Genomic DNA, 15,979 nt, shown 5'->3' with positions numbered 1-15,979 from the left:
CTCGCGGACGGGCCGCTCGGCGATCGACTGCTTGGGGGTTCGGATGCGCAGGCGAGTGCTCGGCTTGAGGGACGGATGGCGTCGACTGACGGCGCTGGCCGGGGCGTTGACGGTGACGGTGGGGATGTTGGTGTGGGGTGCGGCGCCCGCTTCGGCCGGGGGGCCGACGAGTGCGTTCCTGGTCTCGCCGGCGACCGGGGAGGCGGCGGGGCTGTACTACTCGGACCGGGAGTACACCCAGCTGGACTCCCTCCTCCAGGCGGGCACGCTCGGCGCCCCGCCCAAGGGCGTGATGGCGGACCGGCGCATCACCGTCACCTGGCTGATACATGACACCTCGCCCTGGCGGATCGATGGGATCTTCCCGGTCGTCGGCGGTGGGGACGTCTGGGTGCACCGGTCGATGAGCCTCACCGAGTCGTCGAAGGACAGCTGGCACCGCGCCCCGAACCCCGAGCGGCTCCGGGCTCTGCTGAAGGACCTGGGCATGCTCGGCAAGGGCGACGGCGGTGAGGACCTGACTGCCTTCTCGCTCCGGGAGATGTACACGAGCACCGGGGAGGACGGGACCGCGACGGAGACGGGGGCATCGACGGCAGCGTCAGCAGCGGCACCGGCGCCCCGGCCCTCGGCCGCTTCTGGGACGAGCGAGGACACCGACTGGTGGTGGGCCCTGCCCGGCGGGGCGGCCGGGGCGGTACTGGCGCTGACCCTGCGGCCCCTCGCCACGCGGTTGCCGCTGGGCCGTCGGAAAGGGGAGCCCGGGCCCCGGCAGGAGCTGCTGGACGCGTAAGGCCCATGGCTGGACGGGATCGGTAGGGGGAGGTCGAGGACGGATGAGGGGCCCTAGGGGACGGGTGGGGCAGGTGGCGGCGCGGCTTGTGCTGATGGGGCCGGTGTCGGCGGCGCTGGCCCTGTGCGGCGGGGCACCGGCGGCCGGGGCGGTCGGCAGCGCGGCTCGGCCGCCCGATCTGGCGATGGTGGTCGCGGGCGGCGCGGGGCAGCCGACAGCGGTGCGGTCCGGTGAGCCGCGGTTCGCCCGGCTGTGGCAGTTGCTGGAGCCGATGCACACCGGGACCGAGCGGGTGCCCGAGGCCTGGACCGAGGGCCGGCATCCGCCGGTGCGGATCACGGTGGTGTGGGGGCTGACGGGGGTGGGCGGCTGGCCCATGACCGACAGTCCGCCGGGCGGGGACGTGGCGATACAGCGGCAGGATCAGCTGCTCGTCGCCGAGGACGGCACTCCGTGGGTGCGCTCGGACCCGGCGCCCGAGGTGGAGGACGACGACATCCGCTGGCATCGGGCGCCACGCTCGGTCTTCGAGCGGCTGGACCGGGCGGGCCTGCTCGGCGGACCGGTGGGCGGCGCCTCGACCGAGGCCGACGGCCCGGATCCGGCGCTGGACGCCGTGTGGTGGGCGCTACCGGGTCTGGCCGTGGGCTTCGCGGCCGGGGTGGGCGGCACGCTGGCGATACGCCGCGCGGCGGCCCGCCCTGGAGGGGGACCGCCGCGTCAGGAGCCACGACAGCAGCTCATCGATCTGTGAGAGTCACCGTTCTTTGACAACTCAACAGTGGGGCGTTTGTCAGCCGAGGTCGATCTCCGGGTACAGCGGGAAGCCGGCCACCAGGTCGGTCGCCCGGTGGGAGATCTCGTCCGCGATCTTCGCGTCGAGGACGTGGGCGGCCTTGGAGGGGGCGCCGGACTTGGTGGTGCCGGGCTCCGCCGTGGTGAGGACGCGGTCGATGAGGCCGGCGACCTCGTCCATCTCGGCGGTGCCCAGACCGCGGGTGGTCAGGGCGGGGGTGCCGATGCGGATGCCGGAGGTGTACCAGGCGCCGTTGGGGTCGGCCGGGATGGCGTTGCGGTTGGTGACGATGCCGGACTCCAGCAGCGCGGCCTCGGCCTGGCGGCCGGTGAGGCCGTAGGAGGTGGCCACGTCGATCAGGTTCAGGTGGTTGTCCGTGCCGCCCGTGACCAGGGTCGCGCCCCGGCGCATCAGGCCCTCGGCAAGGGCACGGGAGTTGTCGACGATGCGCTGGGCGTAGTCCTGGAAGGAGGGCCGGCGGGCCTCGGCGAGGGCGACGGCCTTGGCGGCCATGACGTGCGGGAGCGGGCCGCCGAGGACCATCGGGCAGCCGCGGTCGACCTGGTCCTTGAGGGAGTCGTCGCACAGGACCATGCCGCCGCGCGGGCCGCGCAGCGACTTGTGAGTGGTGGTGGTGACGATCTGGGCGTGCGGCACCGGGTCGAAGTCGCCGGTGAGGACCTTGCCCGCGACCAGGCCGGCGAAGTGGGCCATGTCGACCATCAGGGTCGCGCCGACCTCGTCGGCGATCTCCCGCATGATCCGGAAGTTCACCAGACGGGGGTAGGCGGAGTAGCCGGCGACGATGATCAGCGGCTTGAACTCGCGGGCGGACACCCGCAGCGCCTCGTAGTCGATCAGACCCGTCGCCGGATCGGTGCCGTAGGAACGCTGGTCGAACATCTTGCCGGAGATGTTCGGGCGGAAGCCATGGGTGAGGTGGCCGCCGGCGTCCAGGGACATGCCGAGCATGCGCTGGTTGCCGAAGGCCTGGCGCAGCTCGGCCCAGTCCGCGTCGGAGAGGTCGTTGACCTGGCGGACACCGGCCTTCTCCAGGGCGGGGGCCTCGACACGGGCCGCGAGGACGGACCAGAAGGCGACGAGGTTGGCGTCGATGCCGGAGTGCGGCTGGACGTAGGCGTGGCGGGCGCCGAAGAGTTCCTTGGCGTGTTCCGCGGCGAGGGACTCGACGGTGTCGACATTGCGGCAGCCGGCGTAGAAGCGGCGGCCGATGGTGCCTTCGGCGTACTTGTCGCTGAACCAGTTGCCCATCGCCAGCAGGGTGGCCGGGGAGGCGTAGTTCTCGGAGGCGATCAGCTTGAGCATCTCGCGCTGGTCGTGGACCTCCTGGCCGATGGCGTCGGCGACCCGCGGCTCCACGGCGCGGATGACGTCGAGGGCGGCGCGGAAGGCGGTGGATTCGTTGGACAGGGGCTGCTCGGACAAGTCGGCCTCCGGACGGCGTGGCGTTCAGCGTTCACGGTTCGGCCCAGGCGCTCGGCACACAGTCACGACCGGGCCGCTCCCCGATGGTCGGTCCCATCCCAGCGCGCCAGTCACGGCCCGCCGTCAGCCTACCGGGCGCGCCGTCGGGTGAAGGTCCCGCGTCCACCATCCGAGCAAGGATAGGAAGGGGGTCCCGCTTGTCTTCCGGTGTCTTCTGGAGGTCCCGTGAGCACTACGGAAACCCTCATCGCCGCGGCCGAGGCGCACGGCGCGCACAACTACGCGCCGCTGCCGGTCGTCGTCGCCTCGGCCGACGGGGCGTGGATGACGGATGTGGAGGGGCGGCGGTATCTGGATCTGCTGGCCGGTTACTCGGCCCTCAATTTCGGTCATCGCAACCGGCGGATCATCGAGGCGGCCAAGGCGCAGCTGGAGCGGGTGACGCTGACGTCGCGGGCGTTCCATCACGACCGGTACGCCGCGTTCTGCGAGGAGCTCGCGCGGTTGTGCGGCATGGAGATGGTGCTGCCGATGAACAGCGGCGCGGAGGCGGTGGAGACCGCGGTGAAGACGGCCCGCAAGTGGGGGTACCGGGTCAAGGGCGTGCCCGCGGAGATGGCGAAGATCGTGGTCGCGGGCGGCAACTTCCACGGCCGGACGACGACGATCATCAGCTTCTCCACCGATCCGGAGGCGCGCGCGGACTTCGGTCCGTACACGCCCGGGTTCGAGATCGTGCCGTACGGGGATCTGACGGCGATGCGTCAGGCGATGACGGAGAACACGGTCGCCGTGCTGCTGGAGCCGATCCAGGGCGAGTCGGGGGTGATCGTGCCGCCGTCCGGTTATCTGCCGGCGGTGCGGAAGCTGGCCCGGGAGCGGAACGTGCTGTTCGTGGCCGATGAGATCCAGTCGGGCCTCGGACGGACGGGACGGACCTTCGCGTGTGAGCACGAGGGGGTGGTGCCGGACGTGTATGTGCTGGGCAAGGCGCTCGGGGGCGGTGTGGTGCCGGTATCGGCGGTGGTGTCGTCGGCCGAGGTGCTGGGGGTGTTCCGGCCCGGGGAGCACGGATCGACGTTCGGGGGGAATCCGCTGGCCTGCGCGGTGGCGCTGGAGGTGATCGCGATGGTGCGGTCGGGCGAGTACCAGGCGCGCGCCGCGGAGCTCGGCGAGCATCTGCACCGGGAGCTGGCGGCGCTGGCCGACATGGGACGGGTGACGGAGGTGCGGGGGCGCGGACTGTGGGCGGGCGTGGACATCGCCCGGGCGTACGGGACCGGGCGGGAAGTGTCGGAGAAGCTGATGGACCGGGGCGTGCTGGTGAAGGACAGCCGCGGCCCGACGATCCGCATCGCACCCCCGCTGGTGATCGGCAAGGAGGACCTGGACTGGGGGCTTGCCCAGCTCCGGGCCGTGCTGGGGGCCTAGAGGATCACGTGCGGGAGGAAGCGGGCGTACTCGTCCGTGATGAGCCCGGAGGACTCCCGGATGCCGAGGCCGGCCGACTCGTCCTCGACGACCCAGGCGCCGAGGACGACCCGGTTGCCGTCGAAGTCGGGCAGCGGGGCCAACTCCTGGTAGCAGCAGGGCTCGTCGCGGACGACGGGGTCGGCGCCCGGTTCGTGGACGGTGACGCCGGCGCCTTCGCGGCCCAGCAGGGGCTTGGCGACGTAGCCGGTGGTGCCGGCCAGTTCGCGTGGGCCGTCGAGGTGGGCGGGGAGCAGGTTGGGGTGACCGGGGTAGAGCTCCCAGAGGATCGCCAGCAGGGCCTTGTTGGACAGGAGCATCTTCCAGGCCGGTTCGATCCAGAGGGTGGATCCGGTGCTTCCGCCGTTGTCGAGGGTGTCCAGGACGTGGCCGGAGAAGCGGTCGGTGGTGAGCCACTCCCAGGGGTAGAGCTTGAAGCAGCTGCGGATGAAGCGGAGCCGGTTGTCGACGAAGCGGCCGGAGAGTCGGTCCCAGCCGATCTCCTCCATGGAGATCCAGTCGGTGTCGAGGCCGGCCTGTTCGGCGGTCTCCTTGAGGTAGGCGACCGTCATCAGGTCCTCGCCGAGTTCGTCGGCGGAGGAGTGCGCGAAGTACAGGGGGTTGCCGGGCGGGAGAAGGGCGGCCTGCTTCTTCCAGGCGGCGATCAGGCGTTCATGGAGGGAGTTCCACTGATCGGCGCCGGGGAAGCGCTCCTCCATCCAGAACCACTGCGGGGAGGCGGCCTCGACCAGGGAGGTGGGGGTGTCGGCGTTGTACTCCAGCAGCTTCGCCGGGCCCCGGCCGTCGTAGCGCAGGTCGAAACGGCCGTAGACGGAGGGGAGTTCGGCGCGGCGGTGCCAGGCCTCGGTGACCGCCTGTGCCACGCGCGGGTCGGTGATGCCGAGGTCGGCGAGGCGTCCGGAGGTGACGATGTGGTCCGCGGCCCGCAGACACATGCGGTGGAGTTCCTCGACGACCTCCTCCAGCGCCTCGACCTCCTCCAGTGAGAAGACGTAGTAGGCGCTCTCGTCCCAGTACGGGCGCAGGGAGTTGTCGGGGTAGCGGGTGAGCGGGTAGATCAGGCCCTGTTCCTCGACGGTCTGCTGCCAGCCGGGGCGGGGTTCGATGGTGCGGCGTTCCATGGTGTTCGTCCGGGCGGACCGGCTCAGCCGCCGCCGCTGCCGGAGCCCGAGCAGCCGAAGCCGCCGCGGTCGACGGCCTCGCTGCGGCTGAACGTGCCGTAGTCGGCGCGGCCGCCGTCGACTTCGGCGTCGTAGTACCAGGCGGCGTCGGCGCTGCCGCCCTTGCCGGTCTTCTTCTTGCCGCTCTTGCCGTACGACGAGCCGGAGGAACCCGAGGAGCCCGACTTGCAGTTCTTGTCGGCGATGACCTTGTAGCCGTCCCAGGTGTAGCTGTCCCGGTCGACGCAGCGGCGGTCGGGCTCGGAGCCGCAGGAGGTCAGTGTCGCCGCGACGACTCCCATACCGCCGAGCACCACCGTGCTGGACCGCAGTCGGCGCTTCGTCTGAGCCATGTCCCGTCTCTCCCCCGTGTTCCTCGACTGGGCGATCACCTTACGGCAGCACCCTGCACAGGGCTTCGAGGGCCCCCGCCCAGGCGTGGTCGGGCGGGGTTGCGTAGCCGACGACCAGGGCGTCGAGGGGCTCGGCGGTGGCCTGTTCATGGCGGAAGTACGCCAGGCCGTGCAGGGACAGGCCCTGCCAGTGGGCCGCCTGGACGACCGATGCCTCGGTGCCGGGCGGCAGGCGCAGGACGGCGTGCAGGCCGGCCGCGACACCGGTGACCTGGACGTCAGGGGCGCGTTCGGCGAGGGCGGTGACCAGGGCGTCCCGGCGTCGGCGGTAGCGCAGCCGGGAGGCGCGGACATGGCGGTCGTGGGCGCCGTGGGCGAGGAACTCGGCCAGGGTCAGCTGGTCGAGCACCCCGCAGGTGTCCACATCGCCCTTGGCCCGCGTCACCGGCTCCACCAGGGCGGGCGGCAGGACCAGCCAGGCCAGGCGCAGGCCGGGGGCGAGGGATTTGCTGGCCGTGCCGAGGTAGACGACATGGTCGGGGTCCAGGCCCTGGAGTGCGCCGACGGGCTGGCGGTCGTAGCGGAACTCGCCGTCGTAGTCGTCCTCCAGGACCAGGCCGCCGGTGCGGCGCGCCCAGTCCACGACGGCCGCGCGCCGGGAGCGGTGCAGGACGGCGCCCATGGGGAACTGGTGGGCGGGGGTGAGGAGTACGGCGCCGGCGTCGGTCAACTCCTCGGGATCCGTGCCGAGTTCGTCGAAAGGGAGGGGGGTGGTGGTGAGACCGGTCGCTGCCAGGATCTTGCGGTGTTCGGGGAGTCCGAACGACTCGACGGCGATCGTTCGGGCGCCGCGGGCTCGCAGGACCGTGCCGAGCAGGCGCAGGCCGTGGGGGAAGCCGGCGCAGATCACGATGCGTTCGGGGTCGGCGCGTACGCCTCGGGCACGGGAGAGATAGGTCGCCAGCGCCGTGCGCAGTTCGATGCGGCCGCGTGGGTCGCCGTAGCCGAGGACGTCGTAGGGGGCGGTGTTGAGGGCGCGGCGGGCCGCCTTGAGCCACTCGGCGCGGGGGAAGGCGGCGAGGTCGGGGGTGCCGGCGGTCAGGTCGTGGGTGGGGCGGGGGCGCGGGCGGCGGGTCGGGGCGGTGGCCGTGGGGGGTGTCGAGCGGCCCTCGGCGACTCGGGTGCCCGAGCCCTGGCGGGCGGTGAGCCAGCCCTCGGCGACGAGGTCGGCGTAGGCGTCGGCGACCGTGTTGCGGGCGATGCCGAGGTCGGCGGAGAGGGAGCGGGAGGAGGGCAGCCGGGTGCCGGGGGCCAGGCGGCCGGTACGGACGGCCTCGCGCAGGGCGTCGGTCAGGCCCCGGCGCAGGCCGGGTCCGGCGGTCGGCTCCAGGTGGAGGTCGATGCCCAGGGCTTCCGAAGTGGCCCATGTGTCTGCCATGGAAATGGACCATACTCCTGGGCCTTTCCCTTCGTAGGGTCGAGGGCATGACGATGACCAGTGATCACACCGCACCTGTCGAAGCCACGGTTGAACACGCCCCCGAGCACGCCCCCCGGCTGCGCTGGGCCGAGCAGGCGCCCGAGGTGTACAAGGCGATGGTCCGGCTCGACGCGGCCGCCCGGCGGGGCCTGGACCCGAAGCTGTTGGAGCTGGTGAAGGTCCGCGCCTCGCAGCTCAACCACTGCGCCTTCTGCCTGGACATGCACACCAAGGACGCCCTGGCGGCCGGGGAGAGCGTGGAGCGGATCATCCAACTCTCCGCCTGGGAGGAGTCGGCGCACTTCTACACCGAGAAGGAGCTCGCGGCGATCGCGTTGACCGAAGCGGTCACCGTGCTCACGGACGGTTTCGTGCCGGACGAGGTGTTCGCGAGGGCCGCGGCCCACTTCGAGGAGCCGGAGCTGGCCCAGCTGATCGCCGCGATCACGGTGATCAACGCCTGGAACCGCTTCGGTGTGACCTGCCGGATGGCGCCGGGCCACTACCAGCCGGGTCAGCGGTGAGCGTCGAGGCCTTTCGGGCCCTGCACCGGCGAACGGCTCCGGGCGACCCGCTCGTCCTGCCCGGCCCCTGGGACGCGGCGAGCGCACGGGCCCTTCAGGCGGCCGGGTATCCGGCGCTCGCCACTCCCAGCGCCGGGGTCGCCGCCTCCCTCGGGTACGAGGACGGGCAGACCCCGGCCGACGAGATGTTCGCGGCGGTCGCGCGGATCGTGCGGGCGGTGGACGTACCGGTGTCGGCGGATGTCGAGGGCGGGTACGGGCTCGCGGCGAAGGAGCTGGTGGAGCGGCTGCTGGAGGCGGGGGCCGTGGGATGCAACCTTGAGGACTCGGACGGGGGTGTGCTCAAGGACCCGCGGGAGCACTCCGAGTGGCTGGCCGAGGTGCGGGCCGCCGCCGGGGACCGGCTCTTCGTCAACGCGCGCATCGACACCTTCATCCGTGGGGTCGCGGAACCCGAACGGGCCATCGAGCGGGCCGCGTTGTACGTCGCCGCGGGCGCCGACTGCGTGTATCCGATCGGCGCCCCCGTCGCCGTACTGCCGCTGCTGCGGGCCGGGATCCAGGGGCCGATGAATGTGATCGCCAAGGTGGGCGAAGGCCCCTCGCCCGCCGAGCTCGGGGAGCGAGGGGCCACGCGGATCACCTTCGGGCCGTACTTGCAGCGCCGGGCCATGGAAGGGATCGCGGGGCTGCTGCGGTGACCGTCAGGACAGCCACGACCGCCAGGTGGACTCGTGGCTGTCCACCCACCTCTTCGCCGCCTCCTCGGGGGTCAGCTTCTGGTCGGCGATCATCAGGGAGACCTCGTTCTGGTCCTCGGTCGTCCACTTGAACTGCTTCAGCAGGGCCGCGGCCTCGCCGCCGTCCTTGGCGAAGTCGGCGTTGAGGTACTTCTGGAGCGGGGTGTGCGGATAGGCGCAGGCGACCTTCTCCGGGTCCGCGTCGCAGCCCTCCTTGTACGCCGGCAGTTTCACCTCGGTCATGGGGACCTTCTTGAACAGCCACTGGGGGGCGTACCAGTAGGTCAGGAAGGGCTTCTGCTCCTTGGCGAACTGCTTGATCTGGGTGATCTGGGCGGCCTCCGAACCGGCGAACACCACCTGGTAGTCCAGGTTCAGGTTCTCCACCAGCGCCTTGTCGTTGGTGACGTAGGAGGGCGAGCCGTCCATCAACTGGCCCTTGCCGCCGCTCTCCGGGGTGCGGAGCTGGTCGGCGTACTTGTTGAGGTTCTTCCAGTCGGTGACGTCCGGGTGCTGCTTCGCGAAGTACGTCGGGACGTACCAGCCGATGTGTCCGGTGACGCCGAGGCCGCCGCCGTTGACGATCGTCTTCTTGTCCTGGACGTACCGCTGCTCCTGGTCGGGGTGGCCCCAGTCCTCCAGGATCGCGTCGACCCGGCCCTGGCTGAGCGCGTCCCAGGCGGGGACCTCGTCGATCTGGACGGTGTCGACGCGGTAGCCGAGCTCGTGCTCCAGCAGGTATTGGGCGACGGCGACATTCGCCTGCGCGCCGACCCAGGACTGCACGGACAGGGTCACGGTCTTGGCGCCCTGGGCGTTGGCGAAGGGCGAGGCCTGCTTGGTCATGTCGGCGGCGCCGCAGCCGGTGAGCAGCAGCAGCGCGCCCACGGCAGCGGTCGTGGTGATGCGGACTCGCATGTCACGCTCCCTTCTTCGTGCGGCGATCCGTCGGCTGTGTCACCCGGTCGAGCATCAGGCCCAGGCAGACGATCGCGGCACCGGCCACCAGGCCCGTGGCCAGGTCGCCCTGGGCGAGGCCGAAGACGACGTCGTAGCCGAGCGCGCCACCGCCGACCAGGCCGCCGATGATGACGACGGCGAGGACCAGGACCACGCCCTGGTTGACGGCGAGCAGCAACGAGCGGCGGGCGAGCGGGAGTTGGACCTGCCACAGCTGCTGGGCCGGGGTCGCGCCGAGCGAGCGGGCCGACTCCAGGGCCGCGGGGTCGACCTGACGCAGGCCCTGTGCGGTGATGCGGACGACGGCGGGAAGCGCGTAGACGACGGCCGCCGCCACGGCGGGGGCGCGGCCTACGCCGAACAGCGCGACGACCGGAATCAGATACACGAACTGCGGCATCGTCTGGAAGATGTCCAGGACCGGGCGCAGGGCGCGGTCCACCCGGTCGCTGCGGGCCGCCGCGACGCCGGTCGCGATGCCCAGGACCAGGGTGACGGCGACGGCGGCGAGCACCTGGGACAGGGTGTCCAGGGACGGCTCCCACACGCCGAGCACTCCGATCGCAACCATGGCGAGGGTAGCGGTGAGCGCGGTGCGCCAGGTGCCGATCAGCCAGGCGAGGGCGGCGACGACGAGCAGCACGGCCCACCAGGGCAGCCACTGAAGGCCGTCGCGTACGGGGTCCAGGACCCAGGTGGTGAAGCGGCCGGCCCACTCCGCGGTGCCGCCGACGACGGGGACACCGGAGTAGAGGTGGGCGGTCATCCAGTCGACGGCTCGGTTGACCGGTTCGGCGATGTTCAGCACCCAGGTGTCGGGCCAGTCGAGGCGGCCCATCAGACGTCCGGCCACGGCGACGGCCGGCGCGGCGACGAGGGCGTACGCCCATCCCGCGCGGCCTGTGCGCTCGGTGCCGTCGCCTGCCGCGGCGGTGACGCGGTCCAGTACGACCGCCAGCAGCACGATCGGGATGCCGGCCGCCAGGGCCGCACCGACGTCGACCGAGGCGAGGGCCTGGTAGACGCGGTCGCCGAGGCCGCCGGCGCCGATGACGGACGCGATGACCGCCATGGACAGCGCCATCATGATCGTCTGGTTGACGCCGAGGAGGAGTTCCTTGCGGGCCAGCGGGATGCGGGCGGTCAGCAGCCGCTGGCGAGCGGTGGCGCCGAGGGAGTCGACGGCCTCCAGGACCTCCTTGTCGGCGCCGCGCAGGCCGAGCGCGGTGAGGCGGGCCATGGGCGGGGCGGCGTAGACGACCGTGGCGAGCACGGCCGCGGGGACGCCGATGCCGAAGATCAGGACGACCGGGAGGAGGTAGGCGAAGGCGGGGAGCACCTGCATGGTGTCCAGGACCGGGCGCAGGGCTCGGTCCATACGGCCCGAGAGGCCCGCGGCGAGGCCCAGGAGGGCGCCGACGACGACGGACGCGAGGACGGCGACCACCATCAGGGCGAGGGTCTGCATGGTCGGCACCCACATGCCCAGGGCGCCGCAGGTCAGGAAGGCGGCGGCGGCGCCGAGGGCGAGCCGCGCGCCGGCCACGCGCCAGGCGAACAGTGCGGCGAAGGCGGTGGTGCCGGCCCAGCCCGCGGCGAGGAGGAGCAGGTAGACGACGCGTACGGCGAGCACGACCGCGTTGCTGACGTGGCCGAGGAAGTAGAGGAACAGGGGATGGCTGTCCCGGTTGTCGATGATCCAGGTGCTGGTGTCGGTGAGGGGGGTGGTGAGGTCGACGGTGAGGGCGGTCGGCCAGGTGCCGCTGGCCCAGCGGGTGTGGGCAAGGGGGACGAGGATCGCCGCGGCGAGGGCCAGGACGAGGAGCTTGCGTCCGGCGGCGACTTTGAGGATGCCGGGTATCACCGCACGAGAGGCGGCTGCTGTGACGGTGGCCATCACACCAGCTCCTCGCTGGTGCCGGCGGCGGTGGGGATCGCTCCCCCGAGCCGGTCGGTATCCACCGCCAGGCCGGTTGCGCCTGCGACCACGTCGAGCAGGGCGTTCGCGTCCACCACGCCGAGACAGCGGCCGCTGTCCATCACCCGTGCCGGAGCGCCCGCGCGGGCCACCGCTTCGATGGCCTCCGACACAGTCGCGGTCGGGGCCACCGCCGGGCCGTTGCCCGCTTCCTCCGCCGACGCGGGACGCATAGCCGTGCGCACCGTCATGACCTGCTCGCGCGGTACATCACGGACGAACTCGCGGACGTAGTCGTCGGCCGGTGAGCCCACGATCTGCTCCGGGGTGCCCAATTGCACCACCTCGCCGTCGCGCATCAGCGCGATGCGGTCGCCCAGTTTCAGGGCCTCGCTCAGGTCGTGGGTGATGAAGACCATCGTGCGGCCCTCTTCGCGGTGCAGGCGGACGACCTCCTCCTGCATGTCACGGCGGATCAGGGGGTCGAGGGCGCTGAAGGGCTCGTCGAAGAGCAGCACCTCGGGGTCGACCGCCAGCGCGCGGGCCAGGCCCACCCGTTGGCGCTGGCCGCCCGAGAGCTGGCTCGGCCTGCGCTGCTCCATGCCCTCAAGGCCGACCTTGGCCACGACCTCGGCGGCCCGCTCGCGGCGCTCGGACTTGCCGACGCCCTGGATCTCCAGGCCGTACGCGACGTTGTCGAGGACCGTGCGATGGGGCAGCAGGCCGAAGTGCTGGAAGACCATCGCCGCGCGGTGGCGGCGCAGTTCGCGCAGGCGGGACTTATCCATGGCGCGGACGTCCTCGCCGTCGATGGCTATCGTGCCGGAGGTCGGCTCGATCAGCCGGGTCAGACAGCGGACCAGGGTGGATTTGCCCGAGCCGGACAGGCCCATGACGACGAAGACCTCGCCCTTGCGGACGCCGAAGGAGACGTCCCTGACCGCAGCCGTGCAGCCGGTGCGGGCGCGCAGGTCGGCGGGCGGGAGGGCGGACAGTTCGGGGTCCGTGGGGATGCGGTCCGCCTTGGGGCCGAAGACCTTCCACAGGCCCTCCACGGAGAAGACAGGGGTACTCATCACGCATCACCGCCGATCAGGTCGGCCGCGCGCTCCCCGACCATGAGCACGCAGATCATCGGGTTCACGGCGGGCATGGTCGGGAAGACCGAGGCATCGGCGATGCGGATGCCCTCAAGGCCGCGAATCCTCAACTGTGGGTCCACCACGGCCAGTTCGTCGTCGGCCGCGCCCATCCGGCAGGTGCCCGCCGGGTGGTACACGGTGTGCGCGACCTTGCGGGCGTACTCGCTGAGCTCCGCGTCGCCGAGGATCTCCGGACCCGGGCAGACCTCGCGCTTGAGCCAGCCGGCCAGCGGCTCGGTCTTGGCGATCTCGCGGGCAATGCGGATGCCGTCGACCAGCGTCTGACCGTCGTGGTCGTCCTCGTCGGTGAAGTAGCGGAAGTCAAGGGCGGGCTTGACCGAGGGGTCCGGGCTCGTCAGATACAGACGGCCGCGGCTCTTCGGCTTGGGGATGTTCGGGGTCATCGAGACGCCGAACTCCGGGCGCTCGTAGCCCAGTCGCTCCGGATTGTCCGTGAAGGGGATCTGGTAGAAGTGGAACATCAGGTCGGGGCCCGCGTGTTCGGGGTCGCGGCGCACGAACAGGCCCGCGTCGGAGTCCATCGCCGAGTTCTCCGGGATGGGTCCGTTCGTCTCCCAGACGATCACCGACTCGGGGTGGTCGAGCAGGTTCTCGCCGACGCCCGGCAGGTCCAGCGCGACGGGGATGCCGAGCGCCTCAAGGTCCTCGCGGCGCCCGATGCCCGAGTGCAGCAGCAGGCGCGGGGAGTCGACGGCCCCGGCGCACAGCAGCACCTCGCTGCGGGCGCGGACGAGGAACTCCTCGCCGTCCCCCGCGCGTACGTGCACGCCCTCCGCGCGCGTGCCGTTCAGCTCCAGCTTGTACGCCCAGGTCTCCAGCAGGATCGTCAGGTTGGGGCGCTCGTCCATCACCGGGTGCAGATACGCCACCGAGGCGGAGGACCGTTTGTTGTTCTCGGGGCGGTAGGCGAGGTCGAAGAAGCCGACGCCCTCGGTGAACGGCTTCTTGTTGAAGCCCTCCACGCGCGGGACGCCGAGGGCCTGCTGCGCCGCGTCGACGAAGTCGCGGGCGATGGCGTTCCGGTCCTTCTCGTCGACCGGGACGATGTTGTTCAGCAGACGGGCGTAGTACGCCTCCATCGGCACCGCGCCCCAGCCCTTGGCGCCGGCCGCCTCCCACTCGTCCCAGTCGGAGGGCAGCGGCTTGAAGGCGATCAGGGTGTTGTGCGACGAGCAACCGCCGAGCACACGGGCGCGGCTGTGCCGGATGTGGGAGTTGCCGCGCGGCTGTTCGGTGGTCGGGTAGTCGTAGTCGAGTTCGCCGCCGAGGAGGCCCATCCAGCGGCGCAGGGTCAGCACGTCGTCACGGCCGACGTCGCTCGGGCCGCCCTCGATGACGGCGACGGTGACATCGGGGTTCTCGGTCAGCCGGGAGGCGATGACGGACCCCGCGGTGCCGCCGCCGATGACGACGTAATCGTAGACATGGGTGTTCTCGGACAGGTGGGACATGGGGGGTTGCTCCAGGAAGGTGCGGGGAGGGGGTCAGCCGGCGAACCAACGGACTGGCTTCGGCGCGAGGTTCTGGTAGACGTGCTTGCTCTCGCGGTACTCGGCGAGGCCGGCGGGGCCAAGCTCGCGGCCGACGCCGCTCTTGCCGAAGCCGCCCCACTCAGCCTGCGGAAGGTAGGGGTGGAAGTCGTTGATCCAGACGGTGCCGTGGCGCAGCCGGCCGGCCACCCGGCGGGCCCGGCCCGCATCGGCGGTCCAGACGGCGCCCGCGAGGCCGTACTCGGTGTCGTTGGCGAGGGCGACGGCCTCGTCCTCGGTGCGGAAGGTCTCGACGGTGAGGACCGGGCCGAAGACCTCTTCGCGTACGACCCTCATCTCGCGGTGGCAGGCGTCGAGGACGGTCGGCTCGTAGAAGTAGCCGGCGCCGAGGCCCTCCGGGCGCTTGCCGCCGGTGCGCAGGATGGCGCCTTCCTCCAGGGCGGAGGCGACGTAGGCCTCGACCTTCGCGCGCTGCTGCGCGGAGACGAGGGGACCGCACTCGACGCCCTCGTCGGTGCCGCGGCCGAGGCGGATCTTCGCGGCGCGGCGGGCGAGTTCGGCGACGAAGCGGTCCCGTAGGGACTCCTCGACGATGAGGCGGGCGCCGGCCGAGCAGACCTGGCCGCTGTGGATGAAGGCGGCGTTGAGGGCCTGGTCGACGGCGGTGTCGAAGCCCTCGTCGGTGGTGCAGGCGTCGGCGAAGACGACGTTGGGGTTCTTGCCGCCGAGTTCGAGGGCGACCTTCTTCACGCTCGGGGCGGCGGCCTGGGCCACCTTGGTGCCGCTGACCAGGCCGCCGGTGAAGGAGACGAGGTCCACGTCGGGGTGCTCGGCGAGCCGGGCGCCGACCGAATGGCCGGGGCCGGTGACGATGTTGGCGACGCCGGACGGCAGGCCCGCCTCGGCCAGCAGGTCGATCAGGGCGACGGTCGTCAGCGGGGTGATCTCACTCGGCTTGACGACGAAGGTGTTGCCCGCGGCGAGCGCGGGTGCGACCTTCCAACTCGCCTGGAGGAGAGGGTAGTTCCAGGGCGTGATCAGGGCGCAGACGCCGACCGGCTCATGCACGACGACGCTGTGGATGTCGGGCGAGCCCGCGTCCACGACCCGGCCGGGGGCCTCGGCCGCGACGAGGTCGGCGAAGTAGCGGAAGGCGTCGGCGACGCAGTCGATGTCGACGCGGCCCTCTTCCAGGGTCTTGCCCGCGTCCCGGCTCTCCAGCGCGCCGAGTTCCTCGCGGTCGCGCACCAGGAGGTCGGCGACGCGGCGCAGGAGCGCCGCGCGTTCGGCGACCGGAGTGCGCGGCCAGTCCCCCTCGTCGAACGCGCGCCGGGCGGCCTCTACCGCCAGGTCGGTGTCCTTCTCGTCGCCCTCCGCGACCACGGCGAAGGGCCGGGCGACCGCTGGGTCGATGATGTCGCGAGTGGCGCCGGAGATCGCTTCGCGCCACTCGCCGTCGACATGGATCGTCCGTCGTTCCTGCTGCCTTGCCATGATCGGTATTGCCTTCCGTTCCTGTTCAGTTCCCCTGAGTCACATAGGTGTCAGCTTCGGGGACCGGCTCCGCCTGCCCTGGCCTCCCGGATGCATGCGCAATCCATGGCCGAACGTGGGCTGTGTCACTGAACATGCGGACAAATAGGGCGAACCGTACGCTGAGGGGGT

General features: G+C 71.7%; 14 protein-coding genes and 1 riboswitch. Of the genes, 5 read left to right on the top strand and 9 right to left on the bottom strand.

Annotated features, from left to right (window positions below; all coding sequences use genetic code 11):
- Positions 1-43 precede the first annotated feature (43 nt).
- Positions 44-793, top strand: a complete 750-nt coding sequence (locus H4N64_RS07185; protein ID WP_260859578.1) for a hypothetical protein — start codon at positions 44-46, stop codon at positions 791-793.
- Positions 794-887: 94 nt separating this feature from the next.
- Positions 888-1,547, top strand: a complete 660-nt coding sequence (locus tag H4N64_RS07180) for a hypothetical protein (protein WP_418896248.1) — start codon at positions 888-890, stop codon at positions 1,545-1,547.
- A gap of 39 nt (positions 1,548-1,586) precedes the next feature.
- Here H4N64_RS07180 and H4N64_RS07175 read toward each other — a convergent pair whose 3' ends face one another.
- A complete protein-coding gene (locus H4N64_RS07175) occupies positions 1,587-3,035 on the bottom strand; it encodes a glycine hydroxymethyltransferase (protein WP_186281248.1) in 1,449 nt (482 codons plus the stop codon).
- A gap of 34 nt (positions 3,036-3,069) precedes the next feature.
- Positions 3,070-3,159, bottom strand: a riboswitch (ZMP/ZTP riboswitch).
- 101 nt (positions 3,160-3,260) lie between these two features.
- On the opposite strand from H4N64_RS07175, the gene rocD reads away from it, so the two are divergent.
- Complete coding sequence (rocD, locus tag H4N64_RS07170; RefSeq protein ID WP_186281247.1) at positions 3,261-4,466, top strand: ornithine--oxo-acid transaminase; 1,206 nt, start codon at positions 3,261-3,263, stop codon at positions 4,464-4,466.
- Here the strand turns inward: rocD and H4N64_RS07165 are convergent.
- The 3 genes from H4N64_RS07165 to pdxR are packed head-to-tail and all read right to left on the bottom strand — an operon-like array spanning position 4,463 to position 7,477.
- Positions 4,463-5,647, bottom strand: a complete 1,185-nt coding sequence (locus H4N64_RS07165; RefSeq protein WP_186281246.1) for a glutathionylspermidine synthase family protein — start codon at positions 5,645-5,647, stop codon at positions 4,463-4,465. The two genes, rocD and H4N64_RS07165, sit on opposite strands and share 4 nt — an antisense overlap.
- A 23-nt stretch (positions 5,648-5,670) precedes the next feature.
- Positions 5,671-6,039 (bottom strand): hypothetical protein, encoded by a 369-nt coding sequence (locus H4N64_RS07160; protein ID WP_186281245.1) that lies wholly within the window; start codon positions 6,037-6,039, stop codon positions 5,671-5,673.
- A 40-nt stretch (positions 6,040-6,079) separates the two neighbouring features.
- On the bottom strand, positions 6,080-7,477 hold the full coding sequence (pdxR, locus tag H4N64_RS07155) for a MocR-like pyridoxine biosynthesis transcription factor PdxR (RefSeq protein ID WP_186281244.1): 1,398 nt from the start codon (positions 7,475-7,477) through the stop codon (positions 6,080-6,082).
- Positions 7,478-7,530: 53 nt separating this feature from the next.
- Between pdxR and H4N64_RS07150 the strand changes: the two genes are divergently transcribed.
- Complete coding sequence (locus H4N64_RS07150; protein WP_186281304.1) at positions 7,531-8,043, top strand: carboxymuconolactone decarboxylase family protein; 513 nt, start codon at positions 7,531-7,533, stop codon at positions 8,041-8,043.
- Positions 8,040-8,744, top strand: coding sequence for an isocitrate lyase/phosphoenolpyruvate mutase family protein (locus H4N64_RS07145; RefSeq protein WP_186281243.1), 705 nt, complete (start codon positions 8,040-8,042; stop codon positions 8,742-8,744). Before H4N64_RS07150 ends, H4N64_RS07145 begins: the two co-directional genes overlap by 4 nt.
- 3 nt (positions 8,745-8,747) lie before the next feature.
- Here the strand turns inward: H4N64_RS07145 and H4N64_RS07140 are convergent, their stop codons facing one another.
- Genes H4N64_RS07140 through H4N64_RS07120 form a run of 5 tightly spaced genes read right to left on the bottom strand, consistent with a single transcriptional unit; the run spans position 8,748 to position 15,808 of the window.
- Positions 8,748-9,701, bottom strand: a complete 954-nt coding sequence (locus tag H4N64_RS07140; RefSeq protein WP_186281242.1) for an ABC transporter substrate-binding protein — start codon at positions 9,699-9,701, stop codon at positions 8,748-8,750.
- 1 nt (position 9,702) lies between these two features.
- The gene (locus H4N64_RS07135; protein ID WP_186281241.1) at positions 9,703-11,640 is read right to left on the bottom strand and encodes an ABC transporter permease; all 1,938 of its coding nucleotides are present in this window, start codon (positions 11,638-11,640) and stop codon (positions 9,703-9,705) included.
- Positions 11,640-12,737 carry a quaternary amine ABC transporter ATP-binding protein gene (locus tag H4N64_RS07130; protein ID WP_186281240.1) on the bottom strand — a complete coding sequence of 366 codons (1,098 nt, stop codon included), beginning with the start codon at positions 12,735-12,737 and terminating at the stop codon, positions 11,640-11,642. Before H4N64_RS07130 ends, H4N64_RS07135 begins: the two co-directional genes overlap by 1 nt.
- On the bottom strand, positions 12,737-14,266 hold the full coding sequence (locus tag H4N64_RS07125) for a GMC family oxidoreductase (protein WP_186281303.1): 1,530 nt from the start codon (positions 14,264-14,266) through the stop codon (positions 12,737-12,739). Before H4N64_RS07125 ends, H4N64_RS07130 begins: the two co-directional genes overlap by 1 nt.
- Before the next feature lie 42 nt (positions 14,267-14,308).
- On the bottom strand, positions 14,309-15,808 hold the full coding sequence (locus H4N64_RS07120) for an aldehyde dehydrogenase family protein (RefSeq protein ID WP_186281239.1): 1,500 nt from the start codon (positions 15,806-15,808) through the stop codon (positions 14,309-14,311).
- Positions 15,809-15,979: the final 171 nt, after the last annotated feature.

Source organism: Streptomyces cupreus, assembly GCF_014257025.1.
GTDB lineage: Bacteria > Actinomycetota > Actinomycetes > Streptomycetales > Streptomycetaceae > Streptomyces > Streptomyces cupreus.
The sequence above is the reverse complement of the archived record's forward strand: the minus strand, read 5'-3'. Positions and strand labels throughout refer to the sequence as shown.